Origin of the sequence: Nocardioides sp. Bht2 (assembly GCF_047308515.1) — a bacterium.
GTDB lineage: Bacteria > Actinomycetota > Actinomycetes > Propionibacteriales > Nocardioidaceae > Nocardioides.
On record NZ_JBLBWI010000016.1, the window covers coordinates 1 to 22,862 of the forward strand.

Below are 22,862 nucleotides of genomic sequence, written 5' to 3' on the forward strand. Positions count from 1 at the left end.
CCCTCACCATCCACAACTCCTCAACCAGAGTTGCTTCCACCCCTTGACCCCGCCGTCGATTTCAGGGGCTTTTCGTCAGGGACTATCTGTGGATAAGTCAGGAGAAGAGGGTGTGGCCGACGAACTGGCCGGGGCCGACGCCGGGCGGGACGGCGAAGAGGGCGGAGCCGTTGACCTTCAGGTACTCCATCATCGCGTCGTTCTTCGACATCGCCGTCTGGATCGGGATGAAGCCGGTCCGCGGATCGCGGACGTAGGCGATGAAGAAGAGGCCGGCGTTGAGATGGCCGAGGTCGGTACTGCCGTCGACGAAGTTGTAGCCGCGGCGCAACATCCGGGCGCCGGAGTGGAAGTCGGGATGGACCACCCGGACATGGGAGTCGACCGGGATCGTCGGTGTCGCGCCGCCCGCTTGGAAGTCGAAGTCGGTGAACTCGCCGCCACCGCTCAGCGGCGCGCCGGACCCCTTGGTCCGGCCGATGATCTGCTCCTGGTCGTAGAGCGACTGCCGGTCCCAGGTCTCGATGACCATGCTCATCCGACGCGCGACCAGGTAGCTGCCACCGGCGAGCCAGTCGGCCCGCGGATCGTCGCCGGCCCCCACCCACAGGTGTTCGCGGGTGGCTGCCTTCTCCTCGGCCTTGAGGTTGGCGGTGCCGTCCTTGAAGCCGAACAGGTTCCGCGGGGTGGACTGCGCCGTCGAGGTGGTCGAGGTGCGGCCGAAGCCGAGCTGCGACCAGCGCACCGCTACCGTGCCCATCCCGATCCGGACCAGGTTGCGGACCGCGTGGACCGCCACCTGGGGGTTGTTCGCGCAGGCCTGGATGCAGAGGTCTCCGCCGGTCAGTTCGGGCTTGAGCATGTCGCCGGGGAAGTGCGGCAACGGTTGCAGTGCCTCGGGTTGGCGTGCCGCCAGGCCGAACCGGTCCTTGCCAGTGGCGTCACGGAAGAGCCCAGGACCGAATCCGAAGGTGATGGTCAGGCCTGAGGCCTCCAACTCGAGCGCCTCGCCGGTGTCCTCCGGCGGCAGCATCGGCGAACCGCCGAGCGCGCCGGCCGGGGTGGCGTCCTGGCCCTGGGTCATCCGCGCGGCGGCGGAGGTCCAGCGCATCAGCAGCGAGACCAGGTCGTCGCGCGACTCGGTGGTGATGTCGAAGGCGACGAAGTGCAGCCGATCCTGGGCCGGAGTCACGATGCCGGCCTGATGCGCCCCCTGGAACGGGTAGCGCAGCGGGCCGGACGCCGTCGAGCTGTTGTCACCGCCGCGTGCGGTGGCTGCCCCGACGACGCCGAGCGCGGCCACCCCGCCGCCGACGCTGCCGAGCAGCGCGCGGCGGGAGAGCCGGTTCTCGTGCGTGCTCAGGGTGCAACCACCCCAGCCAGGCGGGACAACGGCTCCGAGAGCGCGTTGACGGCGTCCGCGAGCTGCTTGACCGTGGCCTTGTCGAGCTCGCCGTACTGCTTGAAGCCCTCGCCGTCGCGCTGGGCGTCGAGCAGTTCCTGCAGCGCGTCGAACCGTGTGCTCAGAGTGCTGGCCAGCGCGGGGTCCTTGGTCTCCACGATCGGCTGAACGCCGGCGAAGGCGACCTTGGCGCCGTCGACGTTGGCCTGGAAGTCCCACAGGTCGGTCTCGGACCAGATCTCCTCCTCGCCGGTGACCTTGCCGGTGGCGACCTCTTCGAGCAGGCCGCTGGAACCGCGGGCGATGGCGTCGACCGGGTAGGTGAGCCCGGCGATCTTGCCGTCCAGGGTTGTGGTGTTGGCCAGCAGGTCGTCGGCGAAGGTGGCCCGCTCGGCGTCCGTCAACGCGGTGTACTTCTCCGCCTTCTGCGGCCAGAGGTCCTTCTCGATCCGGTGCCAGCCGGTCCACTTCTCGCCGGGCTGGAGGTCCGCCTCGCGAGCGTCCATCTTGGGATCGAGGGTGCCGAACGACTCGGCCACGGTCTCGATCCGCTCCCAGTGGGTGCGCGCCACCGGGTACAGCGCCCGGGCCTCGTCGTCCTTGCCGTCCTTGTAGAGCTGGACGAACTCGGTGGTCTTCTCCAACAGTTGGGCCGACTGGTCCTGCACATAGGCGGCGTAGTTCTTCTGGGCGGTGGAGATCAGCTCCTTCTCGTCAGCGGAGATCTCCACCTTCTCGTCGGACTCGGTCACCGTGAAGTCGCCGCGCAGGCCGGTGCCGACCATGCCGGGCTTGCAGGCCGTGAAGTAGCTGCCGGCAGGTGCGTTGACGACGAGTTGGCTGTTGGCGCCGGGGCCGATGTTCTCGACCTCGGCGACGATCTGCAGACCGTCCTCGCCGAGCAGGTAGAACTCGTTGACCTTGTTCCCGGCGTTGTGCACGTTGAAGCGCAGGGTCCCGGCCGGGGCCTCGACCTTGGAGACCTCGCACTTGTCGTCGCGGGCGGTCACGGTGAGGGTGCGCGCGTCGCCGTCGTCGCCGGACGCGACCTCGGTGCTCTCGGTGCCGCAGGCAGTGAGCGGCAGGGCGATGGCGAGGACTGCGAGCAGGCCGGCCGGGTGGATTCGCTTCACGACGTTCCTTTGCTTCAACGGTGGTTCCTGCTCAGACCGGTGTGGTCTGAGCGGGGGGAGCGGACGGCGTGCGGTGCTGGGCCCGCAGTCGCCGGATGAACAGGGGGAGGACGGTGACGACGTAGACCGCCCAGACGCCGGCTTCGGCCCAGGTGGTCTGCGGGGAGAAGTTGAAGACGCCCTTGAGCACGGTGCCGATCCACGAGGACGGATCGATGATGTGGGTTACGTCGAAGGCGAGGTTGTGCAGGCCGGGCAGGAAGTCGGCCTCCTGGAGATCGTGGACGCCGTAGGCGAGGACGCCGGCGGCCACGAAGATCAGGAAGATCCCGGTCCAGGTGAAGAACTTCGTCAGGTTGAGCTGGATCGCGCCCCGGTAGATGAGGTAGCCCAGGGCGACGGCGGTGGCCAGCCCGAGCAGGGCGCCGATCAGCGGCTCGTGCGACGTCGGGACCCCGTCGGGGAGGTCGCGTCCGGTCGCGGTGCGGGTGTTGGACCACAGGATCAGGGCGGTCTCCATTCCTTCCCGCCCGACGGCGAGGAAGGCGATCAGCGTCAGCGACCACCAGCGCCCGGCTGCGGCGTCGACCCGGCCGCGGAGGTCTCCGGCGATGTGCTTGGCGGCGGAGGCCATCCAGAAGATCATCCAGGTCACGAAACCGGCCGCGATGATGGAGAGGGTTCCGCCGAGAAGCTCTTGGGAGCGGAAGGTCAGTTGTCGTGACTGAAGGCCGAGGAAGAGGGTGAAGCCGATGCTGAGGCCGATGGCGGCAGCGACGCCGAGCCAGATCCAGGGCAGTTGGGAACGACGGTCCGACTTCACGAGGTAGGCGATCAGGATGCTGACGACCAGGGCTGCTTCCAGCCCTTCGCGAAGTCCGATCAGAAAGTTCCCTAGCACGTCCTGAGACGATACGCCTGGTTCTTAGGCTTGCCTACCCTGTCCTCCATATTGGGCTCTCTCACCCATGGTGATCTACGTCGCGCTATGCGTGATGTCCGTCTGGAATGGATCTGGACGCAGGCTGGTTCTAGACGGCGTGCGTATTGATGTGTGGTCTGACGTTGTCTGTCCCTGGTGCTACATCGGCAAGCGCCGCCTCGAGAAGGCCCTTGCCGAGTTCCCTCATGCCGATCAGGTCGAGGTTGTCTGGCACTCCTATCAGCTCGACCCCGGGGCCCCGGCCGAGGCGACCGAGCGGACCCGTGACGCGCTGGCGCGCCGGTACGGCGGTCCGGCGGCGGTCCAGCAGATGCTCGACCGGGTCGAGGCGACCGCTGCCGAGGAGGGACTGCTGTTCAAGCTGAGCGAGACCTTCCACGTCGGCACCCTGAACGCGCACCGGTTGCTGCACCTTGCCGCCGAGGTCGGTGGCCACGAGCTGCAGGCCCAGCTCAAGGAGGCCATGCTGGACGCCTACTTCGTGCAGGCCCGCAACATCGGCGACCAAGCCGTGTTGAGCGAGCTCGCCCTCGCCGTCGGCCTCGACGCCGACCGGGTGGCGGAGGTGCTCGCCGGCAACGAGTTCACCAACGAGGTGCACGCCGACATCGCGCAGGCCCAGGCCTTCGGTGCGACGGGTGTGCCGTTCTTCGTCGTCGACAACAAGTACGGCATCTCCGGTGCACAGCCGACCGAGCTCTTCTCCCAGGCCCTTGCTCAGGCCTGGAACGAGTCGCGTCCGCAGCTGACCACGCTGGGGGACGGCGAAGCCGCCGAGGCCTGTGGCCCCGACGGCTGCGCGATCTGACTTACCTGCTGACTGACGCTCCGGGGTGAAGCGCCCTACTTCACCTCGGAGCGCATCAGGAGACGCAGGCCGATCAGGGTGGGCAGCACCATCCAGATCAGCGTGGTGACGCCGAGCTGGGCCCACTCCTCACCGGTGAGAGACCCCTCGAAGAGGGCACTCTGGGCGTAGGAGAAGTCGACCCATCCCCAGATGTCGCGGAACCAGTCCTGAAGATTGGCCAGCGTCATCATCAAGGTCGGCAGCATGAAGTTGAAGACGAAGTAGCCCACGATCGCGCCGGCCGAGTTGCGGATCAGCACACCGAGCATGAAACCGATCAGCATGCCCAGTACGTTGGCGAGCACGATGAACGCGAACTCGGTGACGCTGACGTTCCAGATCGTCTCGGTGCCGGTGATCGCGGTACCGACCAGATTGCCGACGGCGCCGATCGCCAGCGCGACGAACATCGAGGCGGCACCGACCGCGATCGACAGGACGAACTTCGCGGCGATCACCCGCCGACGATCCGGGATCAGGGTGAAGGTGGTCAGGCCGGTGCGTTGACTCCACTCACCGGTCACCGAGAGCACCGAGACCATCGGCAGGATCACCGCGATCGGGAACCCGACGGCGGTCGCGAAGGTCTCGAAGGTGAGCGCGGAGTCGGGCGCGAAGATGATCGTCGCGCCGGTGGCGATCAGGGCGGTGATGCCGATGCTCGCCATCAGCCAGAAGCCGGAGCGCGTGTCGAACATCTTGCGGAGCTCGGTGGCGAGGATGCGGCCCATCGGGACCGGGCGGATCGGCGGCTTGGTGCGGCGCACGCCCGCCGGGGCTGTACTCACGGCTGTGGTGCTCATGCTGCTGCTCCTTCGGTGGCGTTGCCCTCCCGCTGCGAGGAGGCGGTGAGCTCGAGGAACATCTCCTCGAGACCGGCGCCCTCGGCGGGCCGTAGCTCGCTCAGGGCGATCTGAGCGGCGAGCGCGACCTCGCCGACGACGGCAGGGGCGGCGTCGGTGCGGACCGTGCCGTCGGAGTGCAAGGTGGCGTCGATCGAGGCCGCAGCCAGCGCGTCGCGCAGACCGTTGGGGGAGGCGCAGCGGACCAGGGTGCCGGCCGCGGCGAGTAGCTCGTCCTTGCTGCCCTGGGCCACGATCCGGCCGTTGCCGATCACCACGAGGTCGTCGGCGATCACCTCGATCTCATGCAGCAGGTGGCTGGAGAGCAGCACGGTGCCGCCGTCGTCGGCGAAGCCGCGCAGGAGGTCCCGCATCCAGCGGATCCCGGCAGGGTCGAGGCCGTTGGCGGGTTCGTCGAGGATCAACACTTCGGGGTCGCCGATCAGGGCGGTGGCGATGCCGAGTCGCTGGCGCATGCCGAGGGAGTAGTTCCGGACCCGACGGTCGGCCTCCTCGTCGGTCAGTGACACCTGGGCGAGCGTCTCGGCGACGCGGCTCTTGGGGAGCCCCATCGTGCACTGCGCGATGGTCAGGATCTCGCGGCCGGTGCGCCCGGCGTGCTGAGCGGAGGCGTCGAGCAGGACACCGACCTCGCGGCCGGGGTTGGGCAGATCGGCGAAGGCGCGCCCCAAGATGGTGGCGCTTCCGGAGGTGGCCGGGGTGAGGCCGACCATGATCCGCATGGTGGTGGACTTTCCGGCGCCGTTGGGGCCGAGAAATCCCGTCACCCGACCGGCACGAGCCGTGAAGGTGACGTCGTCAACGGCGGTGAAGCCGCCGTAGTTCCGGGTGAGGGAGTCGATAACGATCATGGCCCCGACTCTTCTCCGTCGGGGCCATGATCACATCGGGGAACCTGCTGGAGGCGACCCTGAGTTCGACCCTGAGGTCGCTCAGGGTCGAGGTGGGGGACTACTCCACGCTGGGCAGGTCGGAGAGCATCGACTCGAGCTCCTCCAAGCTGGACTCCCAGTCGCTGGGGTCGAAGCTGGGCAGGCGGCTCGGGTCGAGGCTCGGCAGGTCGCTCGGGTCGAACGAGGGCAGGTCGCTGGGGTCGATGCTCGGCAGGTCGCTGGGGTCGAAGCTGGGCGCCGTGGCCGACGGCATGTCGGAGGGGAGGTCGAGGTCGTAGCAGGCCTTGACCGCCCAGGTGACGAACGCTTCGAACGACTTCTTCTCGTCCTCGCTGAACTTCTCGTCGGCGTCATCGAGCTCCTCGGCGCTCGAGGCGTTCTTGAAGGTCCTGATCATCAGTTCGAGACCGTCGCGGGCGTCGTCGGAGATGTCCTCGGGGACGCCGGTCTCCTGCATGTCGTTGGCCCAGCCCCGAGCGGTGTCGATGTCGGTGTCGTCACCGAACTCCTCGGCCTTCTTGTAGACCTTGCAGAACTCCTCGGTGCTGACGGTCTTGTCGACCGAGCCGTCCTTGTCGTCGTCGCCGCTGACGACCAGTGCCACCGCGGTACCGATGCCGGCCAGCAGGATGATGACCAGGCCGACGATCAGCGCGATCTTGCCCTTGTTCCCGCCACCACCCGACGGGGGCTGCGCACCCCAGGGCTGACCGGGGCCACCGGGCGGCGGCGGGCCCCAGTTGCCGCCGGGCTGGACCGGCATCTGCTGGGTCGGCGTCGGGCCCTGGTTCCAGCCCGGCTGCTGAGCGGGCTGCTGCGGCGGCTGGCCGTACGGGCCGGGCGGCTGCTGACCCCAGGCGGGCTGCTGCGGTTGACCGGCGGGCGGTCCGGCCGGCTGACCTGTGGGCGGTGCCATCTGCGTCGGTGCGGCGTCGGGCGGGAAGGGAGTGCCGCAGCGGGTGCAGAACGCGGTACCGGCGGGATCGCGTGGGGCGCCGCAGTTTGCGCAGGTCTCAGTCATGGGAACACCCTGACATGTTTGGACTCTCGCGTGAACTCACCGCGGATTGCATGAGTATGCAGAGGCCTGTATATAGTTGTGGCGTGTCCAAGGTACTTACGTCTCTTCCGGTCGGCGAGCGCGTCGGCATCGCCTTCTCTGGTGGTCTCGACACCTCCGTGGCTGTCGCCTGGATGCGCCACAAGGGCGCCATCCCGTGCACCTACACCGCTGACATCGGTCAGTACGACGAGCCGGACATCTCCGGTGTGCCGGACCGCGCCAAGCTCTACGGTGCCGAGATCGCCCGCGCCGTCGACATCAAGCCCCAGCTGGTCGAGGAGGGCCTGGCCGCGCTCGCCTGCGGCGCCTTCCACATCCGCTCCGGCGGCCGCGCCTACTTCAACACCACGCCCCTGGGTCGCGCGGTCACCGGCACCCAGCTGGTCCGCGCGATGCTGGAGGACGGCGTCAACATCTGGGGCGACGGCTCCACCTACAAGGGCAACGACATCGAGCGGTTCTACCGCTACGGCCTGATGGCCAACCCGGCGCTGCAGATCTACAAGCCGTGGCTGGACGCCGACTTCGTCACCGAGCTCGGTGGTCGCGCCGAGATGAGCCAGTTCCTCGTCGAGCACAAGCTGCCCTACCGCGACTCGGTCGAGAAGGCCTACTCCACCGACGCCAACATCTGGGGTGCGACCCACGAGGCGAAGACCCTGGAGCACCTCGACGTCTCGCTGGAGACCGTCGAGCCGATCATGGGCGTGAAGTTCTGGGACCCGTCGGTCGTCATCGAGACCGAGGACGTCACCATCCGCTACGAGGCTGGTCGCCCGGTCGCGATCAACGGCCAGCGTTTCGACGACGCCGTCGCCCTGGTGCACGAGGCGAACACCATCGGTGGCCGTCACGGTCTGGGCATGAGCGACCAGATCGAGAACCGGATCATCGAGGCGAAGTCGCGTGGCATCTACGAGGCGCCGGGCATGGCGCTGCTCTGGATCGCCTACGAGCGCCTGATCAACGCGATCCACAACGAGGACACCGTCGCGCAGTACCACAACGAGGGTCGCAAGCTGGGCCGTCTCCTCTATGAGGGCCGCTGGCTCGACCCGCAGGCGCTGATGATCCGTGAGTCGATCCAGCGTTGGATCGCCTCGCTCGTCACCGGTGAGGTCACCCTGCGCCTGCGTCGTGGCGAGGACTACACGGTTCTGCGTACCGCCGGCGACAACTTCTCCTACCACCCGGAGAAGCTCTCGATGGAGCGCACCGAGAACGCTGCCTTCGGTCCGCTCGACCGGATCGGCCAGCTGACCATGCGCAACCTCGACATCGCCGACTCCCGCGCCAAGCTGGAGGCCTACGCCAACCAGCCGCTCGACCAGGGCCAGGTGCTCGTCGAGCACGGCACCCTCTTCGGTGAGCTGCCCGCAGGCGGTGCCGACGTGATCACCGCCAACCCCGAGGCAGAGGCCGAGGCCGACGTCGAGCTCTCCGGCGACTCCGTCGCGATGGAGTTCGGCGCCGACTGATCTCCACCGCTCAATGTGACCTGAGCGCGCGAAATCAGCGCTGGAATGAACTCTCAGGTCACATTGGGCTGCGAGTCTGCATCATGGATGCGGGGCATGGGGAAGTGAACCCACCCGATAGTCTGACCCCGAAACCGGGCACGTTTGTGCGCGACCCTGCCCAGAGCCCGTGTGCTCGCGGCAGCAAGATCCCACTTCGATCAAGGAATCAGCTGTGAGCAAGCCTGTCGTCCTGATTGCCGAAGAACTGAGCCCTGCCACCGTTGAGGCGCTCGGTCCCGACTTCGAGATCCGTAACTGCAACGGCGCCGACCGTGCCGAACTCCTGCCGGCGATCGCCGACGTCGACGCCATCCTGGTGCGTTCGGCGACGAAGGTCGACGCCGAGGCGCTGGCTGCGGCCCGCAACCTCAAGGTGATCGCCCGCGCCGGCGTCGGCCTCGACAACGTCGACGTCAAGGCCGCCACCCAGAGCGGTGTGATGGTCGTCAACGCGCCGACCTCCAACATCGTCTCGGCGGCCGAGTTGGCCGTCGCGCTGATGCTGTCGGCCGCGCGCCACGTGAGCCCCGCCCACGCGGCGCTCCGCAACGGCGAGTGGAAGCGCTCGAAGTACACCGGCATCGAGCTCTACGAGAAGACCGTCGGCATCGTCGGCCTGGGCCGGATCGGTGTCCTGGTCGCCCAGCGCCTCTCCGCCTTCGGCATGAAGGTCATCGCCTACGACCCCTACGTGCAGGCCGGCCGTGCCGCGCAGATGGGCGTCCGCCTGGTCGACCTCGACACCCTGATGGCTGAGGCTGACTTCATCAGCGTGCACCTGCCGAAGACCCCGGAGACGGTGGGCCTGATCGGTACCGAGCAGCTCGCCAAGGCCAAGTCCAGCCTGATCGTGGTGAACGCCGCTCGCGGTGGCATCGTCGACGAGGACGCGCTCTACGCCGCACTCAAGGAGGGCCGCATCGCCGGTGCCGGCCTGGACGTGTTCGCCAAGGAGCCCTGCACCGACAGCCCGCTCTTCGAGCTGGAGAACGTCGTCGCCACCCCGCACCTCGGTGCCTCGACCGACGAGGCCCAGGAGAAGGCCGGCATCGCCGTCGCCAAGTCCGTGCGCCTCGCCCTCTCGGGTGAGCTCGTGCCGGACGCCGTCAACGTTCAGGGCGGCGTGATCGCCGAGGACGTGCGTCCCGGTATCCCGCTGACCGAGAAGCTCGGCCGGGTCTTCACCGCGCTGGCCGGCGAGGTCGCGCAGAGCGTCGACGTCGAGGTCCGTGGCGAGATCACCGAGTACGACGTCAAGGTGCTCGAGCTGGCCGCTCTCAAGGGCGTCTTCTCCGACGTCGTCGAGGACCAGGTCTCCTACGTGAACGCTCCGCTGCTCGCCGCCGAGCGCGGCACCGCAGTGCGTCTGGTGGTGGCGGGCGAGAGCGCTGACCACCGCAACCTGATCACGCTGCGTGGCACGCTGGCCGACGGCACCCAGGTGTCGGTCTCCGGCACCCTTGTGGGCCTGAACCAGAAGGAGCGTCTGGTCGAGGTGAACGGCTTCGACGTGGACGTCGAGCTGACCGAGCACCTGGCCTTCCTGCGCTACGAGGACCGTCCCGGCATCGTCGGTGCGCTCGGTGGCATCCTCGGTGCCGCCGAGGTCAACATCGCCGGCATGCAGGTCGCGCGGGACGCCAAGGGTGGCCAGGCTCTGGTCGCGCTTGCCGTCGACTCGCCGATCCCGGCGGCGACGCTGGCCGAGATCCAGACCCAGATCAACGCAGAGAGCGTGGCTGCGGTCAACCTCGACTGACCCGTTCGTGTGAGGAGCACCCCGTTCGCACCTGCGAACGGGGTGCTTCGCAATTACCACGGCTACTGGCCGTTCGGCTGAATTGCCATAGTCCAGACGGGTCAAATCAGTCCTGAGTTGCGGCTTTCCCGCCCGCCGCTCGTACTCTGTTGGGGGAGGAGCCGCGGGGGGAGTCTGCGGCACGGGGGCCTCTCCTTGGTGGAGGAGAAAAATGGGAGCACGACGGAGTTACTGTGCTGCGCTGATCGCGGTGCTGGCTGCCTCGGCGGCCTGGTTGGGCGCAGGAGTGGGGGCAGCGTCGGCCGAGAGCCGCGTCGCCGGAGAGAAGACGGTCGCTGAGCGGACCGCCTCGGTGCAGGCCGTGGTCAAGGGGCGCAGCGTCAAGTTGCGTGGCACCACCCGGCAGCGCCGGGCGAAGGTGACGATCCACCGCTGGTCGAGCAACGCCAACCGATGGAAACGGGTCGCCCAGGTCCGGAGTCGCAACCACCGCTACCAGGCGACCGTGCGGCAGACGGACGCCGCCGCGCGCTACCGGTTCATCGCCCCGAAGCAGAGCACCCAGGTCAAGCAGGTCCGGCTGCCGAAGGTGAGTGACGCCTGCGGCCTCCGCCCGGCGAAGTCGGACGGCACCCTATGGGCCTGCAGTTTCGTCGACGAATTCAACGGCACCTCGTTGGACACCTCGAAGTGGATTCCGCAGGTTTACGGCTACGCGACCGGGTCGGAGCAGGCCTTCGCCTGCTACTCGGGGTCGCCGGAGAACGTTGCGGTCCGCAACGGCGCACTGCAGCTCACCCTGGTCAAGCGCGACGCTCCCGCACTCTGCTCGAACGGCGAGAGCGAGACCCGGTACTGGTCCGGCATGGTCTCCACCTATGAGCGGTTCTCCCAGACCTACGGTCGGTTCGAAGCGCGGATCAAGAGCCAGGCCAGCAAGGTGCCGGGCCTGCACGAGGCCTTCTGGCTCTACGTCGACCCGCGTTACACCAACGGCCTCGGTGGCGAGATCGACATCATGGAGACCTACTCCTCACACCCGAACCTGGCCATCCCGTACCTGCACTACGACAGCAACCCGGAGCAGGTGACCTCGGGCCCGAACCAGACCACCTCGTTCGGCTGTACCGCCTCGCGGGGCACCTTCCACACCTATCGGCTGGAGTGGACCGCGACGAAGATCCAGATCTTCGTCGACGACAGACTCTGCTTGACCAACACTTCGGGTGACGCCGCGTTCCGGCAGAACTTCATGGTCGCCTTCACCCAAGCGCTGGGCGGTCCTGGTAACGAGCCGACCTCCCAGACCCCGCTGCCGGCGACCATGTCGGTCGACTGGGTACGGGTCTGGAAGTAGCCGATCGGTCAGATCTGCTGGTCCACCGGGATCAATCTCTGGTCCAAGGCTCGCCAAGGCGCCCGTCGGCCCGATATCAATAGAGCCGACTTGGGAGGGTCGAAAGCGTTTCGGGAGCCTGGTCGAGTCGTGATGGAATCGGTCCTGCGGAGGGAGCAGGGCCGCATCCCGCGGCTCGCCAGGCTCCTGGAACTCTGAGAAGGCGGCGACCGTGTTGGTGGATCTCGGCCCGATCGCGCAGCTGCGCGCGGGGCGACTGGGACGTCGGCTGACCCAGCTCTTCGTCGGACTGGTCCTCTACGGTGCCTCGTTGGCGCTGATGGTGCGCAGCATGCTCGGCCTGGCGCCGTGGGACGTGCTGCACTCCGGACTGATCGAGCACATCGACATCACGCTGGGCCAGATGGTCGTCGCGATGAGCCTGGTCGTGCTGGTGCTCTGGATCCCGTTGCGGGAGAAGCCCGGCCTGGGCACGATCGCCAACGCCATCGTCGTCGGCTTCGCCGCGGACGCCGTGCTGGCGTTGCTCGACGAGCCGGACGCCTGGTGGCTGCGGGGCCTGTTGTTGGTCGCCGGCGTCTTCCTCAACGGACTGGCCACCGCCCTCTACATCGGCTCCCAGTTCGGTCGTGGGCCGCGCGACGGCCTGATGACAGGTCTGGCGCGCCGCACCGGCCGCTCCCTGGCGTTGGTGCGCACCGGGATCGAGATCACCGTGGTGGTGATCGGTCTGGTGCTCGGGGGAGTGGCCGGTGCGGGAACCGTGCTCTATGCGTTGGCGATCGGGCCGTTGGCCCAGCTGATGTTGCCCGGGTTGATCGTTCAACTCCCCGAGATGCCGACCGGCACGTCGCCGACCACCGAGATCCGCTCCATCACCCGTCGCGCCGGGAAGTAGTCGGACGACGCGTAGTGCTGGCAGGCGCGGTTGTCCCACATCGCCACCGTGTCCGGAGCCCAGTTCAGCCGGACCTGGAACTCGGGGCGCTGGACGTGCCGGAAGAGCAGCCCGAGCAGCTCGTCGGACTCCTCCTGGCTGACGCCCAGGATCCGGGTGGTGAAGACGAAGTTCACGAACAACACCCGACGTCCGGACTCGGGCAGCACCCGGACCACCGGGTGGGTGACCGGGCCGAACGCCTCGCGAAGTGAGTCGCGGGTGGCCTCGTCCATACCGGCGCCGAAGGCCTGGATCCAGTCGTGCTCGGCCTCGAGCCCGTCGATCCGCTCCTTGATCTCGTCGGGCAGTACGTCGTAGGCCAGGGCGGTGTCGCTCCAGAGGGTGTCGCCGCCGAGCTCGGGGATCTCGACGGCGCGGAGCACGGCGGCGTAGGACGGCGTCTCGTGCCAGGTGACGTCGTTGTGCCAGGTGTTCTCGACGCCGGTGGTCATCGCGTCCTTGGCCAAGGTGGCGACGTCGACGTCGCTCTGTCCGCCGAAGGTGTGCTTGAAGAAGGGGTGCTGTTCGAGCTCGCCCCACTGTGCGGCGAACGCCTTGTGCTGCTCGCGGGTGATCGCCTGGTCGCGGAAGAAGAGCACCTTGAACTCGGTCAGCGCGCGGCGCAGTTCGGCGAGCAGTTCCGGGCTCATCCCGCCGTCGAGGTGGATGCCGCTGACGAAGGCGCCGATGGTGGGGGAGGCCGGGCGGACCTCGAAGAGCTGGTAGGGCTGCTCCTCGACCCCTTCGGGGAGACGGCGCCCCACCAGGGGGCCGAAGTAGGCCAACGGGTCGGTGGCGGTGCGGCGGATCGTGGCGGTCATTGGGGTGCTCCGTTCGTCGGGGTGGCGTTGGTCGGGTGGTGTCGTCCGGCCTGGTTCGGCTAGGCGACGTCGGGGCCGGGCGTGGTGAGGATGGCGATGCAGACGGCGATCAGGTCGGCCCTCAAAGTCGCGGGATCCTGGAGGGGGCCGGAGTCGGCCTCCCAGCGGGCGAGGCTGTCGATCATCAGGCCCGCGGCGGCGGTGAACCGGAGCCGCAGCAGTTCGGGGGAGGCCGGGACGGCGGCGGTGATCCGCTGCTGGACCTCGCGCAGGCTGCTCGCCTCGCTGAGGTTCATCGTGGTCGGTCCGTAGATCGGGTGGAGTTGGATCTGGGCCAGGAAGCGGGCGTAGCGGCTTCCCGGCGTGGCCAGGGTGGCGTCGGCGAAGGGCTGGACCAGGGCCGCCACGAGGTCGGGCAGCGGGGCATCGGGCGGCAGTTCGTCGAGGAGCGCGGCACGGGCGGCGTTGATCGGCTCCATCCGGCGCGCGACGACGGCCGCAAGCAGTCCGTCCAGGGAGCCGAAGTGGTAGGCCGCGGCGCTCTTGTTGGACTGACCGGCGCGGCGCTGAACCGCAGTCAGGGTGATGGCGCCGAGGCCGACCTCGACGGCGATCTCCTCGGCCGCGTCGAGCATGCTCGTGCGGGCATCGGAAGGGGCACGCGTCATGACAGCATTTAAGGACTAGTCCTTAAATGCTGTCAAGGGTGCTTTCCGGTGGTGCCGGTTCGGATGCTGGCTCAGCGGCGGGTGGCCACCACGACCGAGGCGTCGGGCGCGATCATCACCTCGACGGCGGTGAACCGCTCGTCGCTCAACCAACCTTCGCGCAGGGTGTCGACCCGACCGGCGGTGATCGGCGGCCACATCTCGCACGGGACGAAATCGTCGAGGACCACGATGCCGCCGGGCTCGACCAGGTCGACGATCCTGTCCACCGTCACCTCCGACGGGATTCCGGAGTCGAGGAAGAGCAGCGAGAACGGACCGTGCTCGGCGAGGGTCGACCAGTCGGCGGCGAGAACCTCGACCTGCGGGTCGTCGGCGAAGATCTCGGCGGCGGCGCCGGCCAGCTTCGCGTTCAGTTCGGCGGTGAGGATCCGGGCGCCGTTGCGGATGCCGGAGCGGAGCCAGGCGGTGCCGACCCCACAGCCGGTGCCGAACTCGGCCAGGGTCCCGCCGCGAGTGGCGGCCAGTGCTGCCAACAGCCGGCCGGTCTCGTTGCGGCAGAAGGAGACGTACCCGGCTCGACGGGAGACGTCGAAGGCGCGGGAGACGATCTCGGGCAGCTCTGGCGGGGCACTCATGAAGGGAGTCTTTCATCCTCGATCCAGCGTTCCGCCATCTGGACAGATCGCGGAGGGGGTCTTACCGGCGCTGGCTACCGAGGAGTACAGTGACCGGACCATGCGGAGCCAGCTCGTATTCGACTGCCGCGGCGGGGCCTGATACGGAAGGCCACCTCGCCGCGGTGTTCGGCGTTGAGCGGCCTTCCTTTCCCTTCGATCATCGATCGGTTTCAGGAGTCAGCATGTACAGCAACTACCCCGACTGGGGTCCGGCCATCCACCACCCGGAGAACCCGCGCAGCCGTGAGGCGATTCAGCAGGTCATCGCCGCGCGCGACACCGAGGGCTTCGAGCCCGACGACAACTGACCACTCGGTGAGACACCGGTGTTCACCTGCTGGAGCCAGGCGCTCGCTCCCCGTCGCGATCCCATAATCTTGGCGCCATGAGCAACTCCATCAACTCCAGTCAGATCAAGCTTGCGGTCATCCCTGGTGACGGGATCGGGCAGGAGGTGACGGTTGAGGCGCTCAAGGTGCTCGACGTCGTCGCTGGCCAGGTCGGCGTGAAGTTCGACCAGACCCAGTACGACCTCGGTGCCGAGAACTACCTCCGGACCAAGGACGTGCTGCCCGCTTCGGTGCTCGCCGAGCTCAAGCAGCAGGACGCGATCCTGCTCGGTGCCGTCGGCGGCAAGCCCAACGACCCGAACCTGCCCCCCGGCATCCTGGAGCGCGGGCTGCTGCTCAAGATCCGCTTCGAGCTCGACCACTACGTGAACCTGCGCCCGTCGCGGATCTACCCCGGTTCGGTCTCGCCGCTGGCGAACCCGGGAGAGGTCGACTTCGTCGTCGTGCGTGAGGGCACCGAGGGTCCCTACACCGGCAACGGCGGTGCGCTCCGCGTCGGCACCCCGGCCGAGGTCGCCACCGAGGTCAGCGTCAACACCGCCTTCGGTGTCGAGCGCGTGATCCGCGACGCCTTCGCCCGCGCCCAGCGTCGTACCCGCAAGCACCTCACCCTGGTCCACAAGACCAACGTGCTGGTCAACGCCGGCTCCGTGTGGTGGCGTCTTTTCGAGACCGTCGCCGCCGAGTACCCGGAGGTGACCACCGACTACATGCACATCGACGCCGCGATGATCCACATGACCGTGAACCCCTCGCGCTTCGACGTGATCGTCACCGACAACCTGTTCGGCGACATCATCACCGACCTCGCCGCCGCCATCAGCGGTGGTATCGGCCTGGCGGCCTCGGGCAACATCAACCCCGACCGCACCGCGCCGTCCATGTTCGAGCCGGTCCACGGTTCGGCTCCGGACATCGCCGGTCAGCAGATCGCTGACCCCACCGCCGCGATCCTCTCCGTCGCCCTGATGCTCGACCACCTCGGTCACAGCGACGCCGCTGCTGCGGTCGACGCTGCCGTGTTGGCCGACCTCGAGGACCGCACTCCTGACACCAAGCGCAGCACCGCTCAGGTCGGCGACGCCATCGCCGCCCGCCTGGCTGGCTGAGGCGCGACCACGTCCTGTCGAAAGGTCGGATAGTTTTATGTCCATGGAAATCAGCACCACCCTGAGCGAGAACCCCACCGCTGACGCCGCCCTCGCCGAGGTGCTGGCCGACCCGGGGTTCGGAGTGCACTTCACCGACCACATGTTCACCGTGGAGTGGACGCCGGCGAAGGGGTGGCACGCGGCCCGGATCACGCCGTACGGCCCGCTGATGCTGGACCCTGCGACGGCAGTTCTGCACTACGCGCAGGAGACCTTCGAGGGGATGAAGGCCTACCGGCATGAGGACGGTTCGATCTGGACCTTCCGGCCGGAGGCGAACGCCGAGCGGATGGCGCGTTCCAGCGAGCGCCTCGCCCTGCCGGTGCTGCCGATCGAGGACTTCGTCGACGCCGTCGACGCGTTGATCAAGGTCGACAGCCGGTGGGTGCCGGACAGTGAGGGCGAGAAGAGCCTCTATGTCCGGCCGTTCATGATCGCCACCGAGAGCTTCCTCGGCGTGCGGCCCAGCCAACACGTCACCTTCATGGTGATCGCCTCGCCGGCCGGTTCGTACTTCAAGGGCGGCGTCAAGCCGGTCAGCCTGTGGCTGACCGAGGAGTACACCCGGGCAGGTCGAGGTGGCATGGGTGCCGCCAAGACCGGTGGCAACTACGCCAGCTCCCTGGTCGCGCAGCAGGAGGCGACCGCCAACGGCTGCGACCAGGTCGTCTTCCTCGACGCCCAGGAGGGCACCTACGTCGAGGAGCTCGGCGGGATGAACATGTACTTCGTCTACGAGGACGGTCGGATCGCCACGCCGGCGACCGGCACCATCCTGGAGGGCATCACCCGCGCAAGCATCATCAAGATCGCCGAGCAGCTCGGCTACACCGTCGAGGAGCGTCAGCTCTCGATCGACGAGTGGCGCGACGGTGTCACCAGCGGTGCGATCAAGGAGATCTTCGCCTGCGGTACCGCAGCGGTGGTCACCCCGGTCGGTGCGCTCAAGTGGGACGGCGGCGAGGTCCCGCAGGCCGGTGACGGCAGCAGTGAGCTGACCAACAAGATCCGCAGTGCGCTGGTCGACATCCAGTTCGGCCGGGCCGAGGACACCTTCGGCTGGATGCACAAGGTCTGCTGAGGCCTTCACAGCAAGGAGTACGCGATGGCGCACCCGATCATGTTCGACGACGACGATCCTGATCTGGTGCGCCTTCGTGCTGTCGCCCTGGCGTTCCCCGGAGCCGAGGAGTACGTCTCGCACGGGCGTCCGAACTTCAAGGTCGGCAAGAACTTCGCCATCTTCGGTGGCTCCGAGCGGCTCGGCCCCGGCGACCACCGGCAGATCCCCGCAGCCTTGATGGTCAAGATCGACCCCGCGGAGCTGCCGGGCGTCGACGAGGACCCGCGCTTCTTCCTACCGGCCTACGTGGGCCCGTACGGATGGCGCGGCGTCGACCTGGCTGCGGGCGAGATGGAGTGGGACGAGGTCGTCGAACTGATCGACGCCTCCTATCGGCTGGTGGCCCCGAAGCGGCGGATCGCCGAGCTGGAGGCTCGCTGATGCGCCGATCGGCTCCGGGCGCCCGGTAGATTTGCTGGGTGCCTGAAGCAACCAGCGTGAACTCACCTCCCGGAGAACTGCATGTCGGTCCCTACCGACTGCTCGCCCGGATCGGTGAGGGCGGAATGGGCGTGGTCCACCTCGGCCAGAAGCCGGGTGGCCAGCGGCTGGCGATCAAGGTGCTGCGTCCGCATGTGGTCAGTGACGACGAAGCGCGCGCCCGGTTGGCCCGTGAGGTCAACTCGCTGAGCCTGGTCCGTTCGCCTCGCGTCGCCGAGATCGTGGACGCCGATCCCTGGGGTCCGATCCCGTACGTCGCGACCCGGTATGTGCCCGGCCTCTCGCTACATGACCACGTCCGTGAAGAGGGCGCGATCACCGGCGTCGATCTGCGCCACTTCGCCTTCGGGCTCGCCGAAGCGCTGACCGCCGTCCACGCGGTCGGCGTGCTGCACCGCGACATCAAGCCCTCCAACGTCTTGATGGAGGGCCGGAACCCGGTCCTGATCGACTTCGGCCTGGCCCGACTGGACGACGACGCGCAGGTGACCCGGACCGGGTACCTGCTCGGCACCCCTGGTTACATCGCGCCCGAGGTCTTGGCCGGTGAACAGCCGACGATGGCCAGCGACGTGCACTCGTGGGCGGCCACGGTCGCCTTCGCCGGGCTCGGTCGACCGCCATTCGGGAGCGGTCACACGATGGCGGTGATGGACCGGGTACGCCGCGGTGACCACGACCTGGCCGGGCTGGATGCCGAGATCGGGCCGCTGCTGCTGGCCGCCTTGGACCCGGAGCCGATGCGGCGCCCGACCTTGAAGCAGGTCCGGGACGCGTTGAGTGGCGCACCTCGTGGTGGCGCCAGCGCTGCCCCGACGCCGACCACCGTCGCCGAACCGTTGATGACGATGCCGTTCGCGGCGTCACCCGACTTCGTGCCGACCGATGTCCAGCGTCCCGTCGCGGCGGCTGCTGCGGCCCAGGCGGAGCCGGTCACCACGCCGTTGACCGATCGGCTCCAGGACCAGTCTCCGACGCGGGCGCAGCCGGAGCCGGCGTTGCCGCCGACGCTGGTCCAGCCGCAACCGGCGCGCCCCTACCCAGGACAGTTCACCCCGCAGAACAGTCAGCCGTACCAGACCCCGCCCCAACCGCGACGGGCTACGGCACCGTGGCCGGAGCGGCTGAGGCGATGGACGATCGGTGGCGGTGCGGTCGGTCTGCTCGCCGGCGCGACCGCTCTGGCACCGTGGGTCACCGCTGCGCTGGTGGTTGTCGGGGTGACGCTGATCCGCTCCGGCTCGTTGACCAACTCGACGCTCCTCGCCAAGCGGACCGCCCGCGGACGTAAGTGGCACGACGTCCCGACCGCGGTCATCGCTGCGCCCTGGCACCTGATCGTCTCGTCGTTCGCTTCGCTGGCACTGTTGGCCTGGGCGGCGATGCTGGGCGCCTGCATGCTGTTGGTCGCGCTGGTGGCCGGTGCCGGCGACGACGTGGCGCTCGCGTTGACCGGCGTGGTCAGCGCAGCCGCGTTGTGGACCGGCCCGGGCGCGTCCCGGCTCCGGTCTCCGCTGACCAGCACCGCAACCTCGCTGGCGGCGCGGCAGGTGCCCTGGTTGGTCGCCTCCTTGGCGATCTGGGCCGGTGCGCTCCTGCTGCTGCTCACCGCGAGCGTGGAGGGCCCGGTCTGGGACCCGGCGTTGGGCGCCCCATGGCGTGATGGCACCTGGCTCGGCCGGATCCTGTAACTCCGGTCAGGCCGGGCTCCCGATCAGGACCGGCTCTCGGTGAACCACCCGTCGACGGCGTCAGCGAACGCCGAGGCCGTCAACTCTCCGGCGCCGTCGGGGATCCGCGCCAGCACCGGCACCCCGGTGCCTCGGGGCAGGTCGAGCAGGTTGCACTTCTCGGCGAGTCCGGGGTCGCTCGGCCAGGCGCCGATCAGCAGGCCCCGTGGCTCGAGTCCGCGGGTGCGGAGCGCATTGACGGTCAACTCGGTGTGGTTGAGGGTGCCGAGCCCGGGGGAGACCACGACCAGCACGTCGACCTCGTGGGTGGCGGAGAGTTCGGCGCTCAGGTCGAGCAGGGTTCCGCCATCGTGGTCGAGCCGGACCAGCAGTCCGCCCGAACCTTCGACGATCACCTGCTGCTCGAACTCTGCCAGCACCCGGATCCGGTCTGCGTACTCGCTCACAGGTGGCAGGTCGAGGCCGAGCAGGCGGGCGGCGGTGTCGGGTGCCAACGGGTCCGGCAGGCAGGTGTACTCCTGGGTGGCGCACTCGGCCAGGGCATGGACGACGTCGACGTCGGCGCGCTCGTCGGGATGCCCGGGTCCGATCCCGGTCTGCACGGGTTTCACCACGGTGACACTGCCGTGACGGCGGGCGCGGACGGCGAGCGCTGCGGTCGCGATGGTCTTGCCCACCCCGGTGCCGGTTCCGGTAACCACCGTGATCCGGGCGGTCATCGGAACCGCCCGGCGATCTCGGCGAGCGCGGTGACGGCGTGCTCCCACGTCGCGTCATCGAGGCCGGCGTTCACGGTGATCCGGAGCCTGCTGACGCCGTCCGGTACCGAGGGCGGGCGGAAGCAGGCCACCCGGATCCCCTCGGCGCCGATCGCCGCCTGGGCGGCCAGGGCGGCCTGCGGCGACGGCATCGGCACGCTGAGTACAGCACCGTCCGGGGCCGCGACGTCGAGACGCCGGGCCAGTTCACGGGTTCGGCGACGGATGGTCGCTGGGCGCTCCGGCTCGGCGCGCAGCAGGCGGAGCGCGGCCTGGGCTCCCGCGCAGGCGGCGGGTGCCAGGCCGGTGTCGAAGATGAAGGGGCGGGCCACGTTGACCAGATGGTCGAGGATCGGGAGTGGGGCCAGCACGGCGCCGCCCTGGGCGGCGAAGGATTTGCTGAGGGTGGCGGTGAGCACCAGATTCGGATGGCCGTTCAGGCCGAGTTCGTGGACCAAGCCGCGGCCCCCGGGCCCGCGGACGCCGATCGCGTGCGCCTCGTCGACGACGAGCAGGGCGTCGTGCTCGACGGCCAGCGTGGCGAGTTCGCGCAACGGGGCGGCGTCGCCGAGGACCGAGTAGATCGACTCGACGAGGATCAGGGTCCGTTCGTCAGTGCTGGCGGCCAGGGCGTCGGCCACCGCGTCTACGTCGTTGTGGGCGGTCACCTGCACGGTGGCGCGGGCGAGTCGGCAGCCGTCGATCAGTGAGGCGTGGACGTGGGCGTCCGAGATCACCCGGCCGCGTGATGCCAGCGCGGTGACGACGGCGAGGTTGGCGTGGTACCCGGTGGAGAGGACCAGCGCGGCGGGCTGGTCGAGGAATACGGCGAGTTCGTCCTCCAACTCCTGGTGGAGTGCCAGGGTGCCGGTGACCAGTCGGGAGGCACGAGCGCCGGCGCCCCAGCGCCGGGCGGCGTCGGCTGCCGCCTCGGTGACGGCAGGGTGTCGGGAGAGGCCGAGGTAGTCGTTCCCGGCGAGGTCGATGTCGGAGTCCTCGGCACCCAGCGGACGCAGAGCACGTTGCAGACCGGCCAGCTCGCGGCGGCGGCGTTCCTCAAGGAGCCAGTCGTGCCAGGTAGCGGTGAGGGTGGTCATCGGGCAACCTCCGTTGCGGCGCCGATCGCGGCGCAGATCTGGTCGAGCTCCGGCGTGCCGGTGATGTACGGCGGCATCGTGTAGATCAGGTCCCGGAAGGGGCGGATCCAGACTCCCTCGGCGAGTGCCGCGTCGGTGGCCGCGGCGATGTCGACCGGGTGGTCGAGTTGGACGACGCCGACCGCGCCGAGGGTCCGCACGTCGACAACGCCGGGCAGGGTCCGGAGCGGCTCCAGGCCGCTACGCAGCCCGTGGTTGATCCGGGCGACGTCGAGCCGCCAGTCGCGTTCGATGAGGAGGTCGATCGAGGCGATCGCAACGGCGCAGGCAAGGGGGTTCGCCATGAAGGTGGGGCCGTGCATCAGCACCCCGGATTCGCTGGCGGCGAGGCCGTGCGCGACCTCGCTGGTACAGAGCACGGCGGCCAGGGTGAGGTACCCGCCCGACAACGCCTTGCCGACACACATCAGGTCGGGCTCGACGTGGGCGGCGTCCGCGGCGAAGAGCGTGCCGGTGCGGCCGAAGCCGGTCGCGATCTCGTCGAAGATCAGCAGCAGTCCGAGGTCGTCGGCCACCTCTCGCATCACCCTCAAGCAGGCGGCGGGGTAGGTGTGCATCCCGCCGGCTCCCTGGAGCAGCGGTTCCACGACGATCGCGGCGAGCTCGTCGCGGTGCTCTCCGGCGAGGCGACGGAAGCCTTCGCTCCAACCCTCGACCTGCTCGGCGGAGGCGTCGGCGGGCGGTGGCCGGTCGGCGAAGAGTTGCGCCGCCAGGACGTCGCTGAACATCGCGTGCATCCCGGCGACCGGGTCGCAGACGCTCATCGCACCGAAGGTGTCGCCGTGGTAGCCGCCCCGGAGAGCGAGGATCCGTGTGCGTCGGGGGCGCCCGCGCCCGCGCTGGTACTGCAGGGCCATCTTGAGAGCTACCTCGATGCTGACCGAGCCGGAGTCGGCGAGGAAGACGTGGTCCAGGCCGTCGGGGGAGAGCGCCACCAGCCGTTCGGCCAACTCGATCGCCGGGGCGTGGGTGAGGCCGCCGAACATGGTGTGCGCGTCGCGGCCGAGTTGGTCGGTGATCGCTTGGTTGAGCCGTGGATGGTTGTGCCCGTGAACGGTCGCCCACCACGACGACATCGCGTCGATCGCCCGGCCGCCGTCGGCCAACTCCAGGTGGACGCCGTCGGCCCCGGTGACCAGACGGACCTCACCGGGTTCGGTCAGTGACGCGTAGGGATGCCAGAGGAGTTCGCGGTCGCGGAGCAGGAGGCGGGCGGAGTCGCTGTGCATGATGAAGGGAGCCTAGGCCGCAAACGCCGATCACCTGAACGATGTTCAGTTTTTCTCGAAATGCGGATAC

The 22,862-nt window shown here is 68.7% G+C and carries 22 protein-coding genes; 10 read left to right on the forward strand and 12 right to left on the reverse strand.

Annotated features, from left to right (window positions below; all coding sequences use genetic code 11):
* Positions 1-97: 97 nt before the first annotated feature.
* From efeB to efeU, 3 genes are read right to left on the reverse strand one after another with little or no spacing between them, the layout of a single operon-like run.
* The gene (gene efeB / locus ACLM5J_RS16905) at positions 98-1,363 is read right to left on the reverse strand and encodes an iron uptake transporter deferrochelatase/peroxidase subunit (protein WP_413657741.1); all 1,266 of its coding nucleotides are present in this window, start codon (positions 1,361-1,363) and stop codon (positions 98-100) included.
* Positions 1,360-2,535 carry an iron uptake system protein EfeO gene (gene efeO, locus ACLM5J_RS16910; protein ID WP_413657653.1) on the reverse strand — a complete coding sequence of 392 codons (1,176 nt, stop codon included), beginning with the start codon at positions 2,533-2,535 and terminating at the stop codon, positions 1,360-1,362. Before efeO ends, efeB begins: the two co-directional genes overlap by 4 nt.
* A 31-nt stretch (positions 2,536-2,566) precedes the next feature.
* Positions 2,567-3,436, reverse strand: coding sequence for an iron uptake transporter permease EfeU (gene efeU / locus ACLM5J_RS16915; protein ID WP_413657654.1), 870 nt, complete (start codon positions 3,434-3,436; stop codon positions 2,567-2,569).
* A gap of 151 nt (positions 3,437-3,587) precedes the next feature.
* On the opposite strand from efeU, the gene ACLM5J_RS16920 reads away from it, so the two are divergent.
* A complete protein-coding gene (locus ACLM5J_RS16920; protein ID WP_413657655.1) occupies positions 3,588-4,286 on the forward strand; it encodes a DsbA family oxidoreductase in 699 nt (232 codons plus the stop codon).
* A 35-nt stretch (positions 4,287-4,321) separates the two neighbouring features.
* Here the strand turns inward: ACLM5J_RS16920 and ACLM5J_RS16925 are convergent, their stop codons facing one another.
* The 3 genes from ACLM5J_RS16925 to ACLM5J_RS16935 all read right to left on the reverse strand — a co-directional run bounded on the left by ACLM5J_RS16925 (position 4,322) and on the right by ACLM5J_RS16935 (position 7,105).
* A complete protein-coding gene (locus tag ACLM5J_RS16925) occupies positions 4,322-5,131 on the reverse strand; it encodes an ABC transporter permease (RefSeq protein WP_413657656.1) in 810 nt (269 codons plus the stop codon).
* Complete coding sequence (locus tag ACLM5J_RS16930) at positions 5,128-6,042, reverse strand: ABC transporter ATP-binding protein (protein WP_413657657.1); 915 nt, start codon at positions 6,040-6,042, stop codon at positions 5,128-5,130. The genes ACLM5J_RS16925 and ACLM5J_RS16930 overlap by 4 nt, the downstream gene beginning before the upstream one ends.
* Positions 6,043-6,142: 100 nt before the next feature.
* The gene (locus tag ACLM5J_RS16935; RefSeq protein WP_413657658.1) at positions 6,143-7,105 is read right to left on the reverse strand and encodes a hypothetical protein; all 963 of its coding nucleotides are present in this window, start codon (positions 7,103-7,105) and stop codon (positions 6,143-6,145) included.
* A gap of 83 nt (positions 7,106-7,188) precedes the next feature.
* Between ACLM5J_RS16935 and argG the strand changes: the two genes are divergently transcribed.
* The 4 genes from argG to ACLM5J_RS16955 all read left to right on the forward strand — a co-directional run bounded on the left by argG (position 7,189) and on the right by ACLM5J_RS16955 (position 12,681).
* On the forward strand, positions 7,189-8,625 hold the full coding sequence (gene argG, locus ACLM5J_RS16940) for an argininosuccinate synthase (RefSeq protein ID WP_413657659.1): 1,437 nt from the start codon (positions 7,189-7,191) through the stop codon (positions 8,623-8,625).
* Positions 8,626-8,839: 214 nt separating this feature from the next.
* Positions 8,840-10,426, forward strand: coding sequence for a phosphoglycerate dehydrogenase (serA, locus tag ACLM5J_RS16945; protein WP_413657660.1), 1,587 nt, complete (start codon positions 8,840-8,842; stop codon positions 10,424-10,426).
* 211 nt (positions 10,427-10,637) lie between these two features.
* Complete coding sequence (locus ACLM5J_RS16950; RefSeq protein ID WP_413657661.1) at positions 10,638-11,783, forward strand: family 16 glycosylhydrolase; 1,146 nt, start codon at positions 10,638-10,640, stop codon at positions 11,781-11,783.
* Positions 11,784-11,994: 211 nt separating this feature from the next.
* Positions 11,995-12,681 (forward strand): YczE/YyaS/YitT family protein, encoded by a 687-nt coding sequence (locus ACLM5J_RS16955; RefSeq protein ID WP_413657662.1) that lies wholly within the window; start codon positions 11,995-11,997, stop codon positions 12,679-12,681.
* Here the strand turns inward: ACLM5J_RS16955 and ACLM5J_RS16960 are convergent.
* The 3 genes from ACLM5J_RS16960 to ACLM5J_RS16970 all read right to left on the reverse strand — a co-directional run bounded on the left by ACLM5J_RS16960 (position 12,606) and on the right by ACLM5J_RS16970 (position 14,850).
* On the reverse strand, positions 12,606-13,544 hold the full coding sequence (locus ACLM5J_RS16960; protein WP_413657663.1) for a TauD/TfdA dioxygenase family protein: 939 nt from the start codon (positions 13,542-13,544) through the stop codon (positions 12,606-12,608). The two genes, ACLM5J_RS16955 and ACLM5J_RS16960, sit on opposite strands and share 76 nt — an antisense overlap.
* A 59-nt stretch (positions 13,545-13,603) precedes the next feature.
* Positions 13,604-14,212: a hypothetical protein gene (locus ACLM5J_RS16965; RefSeq protein WP_413657664.1), complete on the reverse strand. Its 609-nt coding sequence runs from the start codon at positions 14,210-14,212 to the stop codon at positions 13,604-13,606.
* 71 nt (positions 14,213-14,283) lie between these two features.
* Positions 14,284-14,850: an O-methyltransferase gene (locus ACLM5J_RS16970; protein ID WP_413657665.1), complete on the reverse strand. Its 567-nt coding sequence runs from the start codon at positions 14,848-14,850 to the stop codon at positions 14,284-14,286.
* 224 nt (positions 14,851-15,074) lie between these two features.
* Between ACLM5J_RS16970 and ACLM5J_RS16975 the strand changes: the two genes are divergently transcribed.
* The 5 genes from ACLM5J_RS16975 (at position 15,075) to ACLM5J_RS16995 (ending at position 19,648) form a co-directional block, all read left to right on the forward strand.
* Positions 15,075-15,200, forward strand: coding sequence for a hypothetical protein (locus ACLM5J_RS16975; RefSeq protein WP_413657666.1), 126 nt, complete (start codon positions 15,075-15,077; stop codon positions 15,198-15,200).
* A 77-nt stretch (positions 15,201-15,277) separates the two neighbouring features.
* Positions 15,278-16,351, forward strand: a complete 1,074-nt coding sequence (locus tag ACLM5J_RS16980) for a 3-isopropylmalate dehydrogenase (protein WP_413657667.1) — start codon at positions 15,278-15,280, stop codon at positions 16,349-16,351.
* A gap of 37 nt (positions 16,352-16,388) precedes the next feature.
* Positions 16,389-17,474, forward strand: a complete 1,086-nt coding sequence (locus ACLM5J_RS16985) for a branched-chain amino acid aminotransferase (RefSeq protein ID WP_413657668.1) — start codon at positions 16,389-16,391, stop codon at positions 17,472-17,474.
* Between the two features lie 24 nt (positions 17,475-17,498).
* Positions 17,499-17,897 (forward strand): MmcQ/YjbR family DNA-binding protein, encoded by a 399-nt coding sequence (locus ACLM5J_RS16990; RefSeq protein ID WP_413657669.1) that lies wholly within the window; start codon positions 17,499-17,501, stop codon positions 17,895-17,897.
* A gap of 38 nt (positions 17,898-17,935) precedes the next feature.
* Entirely contained in the window at positions 17,936-19,648 is a 1,713-nt protein-coding gene (locus ACLM5J_RS16995; RefSeq protein ID WP_413657670.1) for a protein kinase domain-containing protein, read from the forward strand.
* 23 nt (positions 19,649-19,671) lie between these two features.
* On the opposite strand, the gene bioD is transcribed toward ACLM5J_RS16995, so the two are convergent.
* From bioD to ACLM5J_RS17010, 3 genes are read right to left on the reverse strand one after another with little or no spacing between them, the layout of a single operon-like run.
* On the reverse strand, positions 19,672-20,367 hold the full coding sequence (gene bioD, locus ACLM5J_RS17000; protein WP_413657671.1) for a dethiobiotin synthase: 696 nt from the start codon (positions 20,365-20,367) through the stop codon (positions 19,672-19,674).
* Positions 20,364-21,503, reverse strand: coding sequence for an 8-amino-7-oxononanoate synthase (locus ACLM5J_RS17005; RefSeq protein WP_413657672.1), 1,140 nt, complete (start codon positions 21,501-21,503; stop codon positions 20,364-20,366). Before ACLM5J_RS17005 ends, bioD begins: the two co-directional genes overlap by 4 nt.
* A complete protein-coding gene (locus tag ACLM5J_RS17010) occupies positions 21,500-22,792 on the reverse strand; it encodes an adenosylmethionine--8-amino-7-oxononanoate transaminase (protein WP_413657673.1) in 1,293 nt (430 codons plus the stop codon). Before ACLM5J_RS17010 ends, ACLM5J_RS17005 begins: the two co-directional genes overlap by 4 nt.
* Positions 22,793-22,862: the final 70 nt, after the last annotated feature.

What these genes read in the sequence shown, in the direction of transcription:
- ACLM5J_RS16925 (WP_413657656.1), bottom strand. Translation starts at nt 5,131, where the DNA reads ATGAGCACCACAGCCGTGAGTACAGCCCCGGCGGGCGTGCGCCGCACC.
- ACLM5J_RS16930 (WP_413657657.1), bottom strand. Translation starts at nt 6,042, where the DNA reads ATGATCGTTATCGACTCCCTCACCCGGAACTACGGCGGCTTCACCGCC.
- ACLM5J_RS16935 (WP_413657658.1), bottom strand. Translation starts at nt 7,105, where the DNA reads ATGACTGAGACCTGCGCAAACTGCGGCGCCCCACGCGATCCCGCCGGT.
- ACLM5J_RS16950 (WP_413657661.1), top strand. Translation starts at nt 10,638, where the DNA reads ATGGGAGCACGACGGAGTTACTGTGCTGCGCTGATCGCGGTGCTGGCT.
- ACLM5J_RS16960 (WP_413657663.1), bottom strand. Translation starts at nt 13,544, where the DNA reads ATGACCGCCACGATCCGCCGCACCGCCACCGACCCGTTGGCCTACTTC.
- ACLM5J_RS16965 (WP_413657664.1), bottom strand. Translation starts at nt 14,212, where the DNA reads ATGACGCGTGCCCCTTCCGATGCCCGCACGAGCATGCTCGACGCGGCC.
- ACLM5J_RS16970 (WP_413657665.1), bottom strand. Translation starts at nt 14,850, where the DNA reads ATGAGTGCCCCGCCAGAGCTGCCCGAGATCGTCTCCCGCGCCTTCGAC.
- ACLM5J_RS16975 (WP_413657666.1), top strand. Translation starts at nt 15,075, where the DNA reads ATGTACAGCAACTACCCCGACTGGGGTCCGGCCATCCACCACCCGGAG.
- ACLM5J_RS16980 (WP_413657667.1), top strand. Translation starts at nt 15,278, where the DNA reads ATGAGCAACTCCATCAACTCCAGTCAGATCAAGCTTGCGGTCATCCCT.
- ACLM5J_RS16985 (WP_413657668.1), top strand. Translation starts at nt 16,389, where the DNA reads ATGTCCATGGAAATCAGCACCACCCTGAGCGAGAACCCCACCGCTGAC.
- ACLM5J_RS16990 (WP_413657669.1), top strand. Translation starts at nt 17,499, where the DNA reads ATGGCGCACCCGATCATGTTCGACGACGACGATCCTGATCTGGTGCGC.
- bioD (WP_413657671.1), bottom strand. Translation starts at nt 20,367, where the DNA reads ATGACCGCCCGGATCACGGTGGTTACCGGAACCGGCACCGGGGTGGGC.
- ACLM5J_RS17005 (WP_413657672.1), bottom strand. Translation starts at nt 21,503, where the DNA reads ATGACCACCCTCACCGCTACCTGGCACGACTGGCTCCTTGAGGAACGC.
- ACLM5J_RS17010 (WP_413657673.1), bottom strand. Translation starts at nt 22,792, where the DNA reads ATGCACAGCGACTCCGCCCGCCTCCTGCTCCGCGACCGCGAACTCCTC.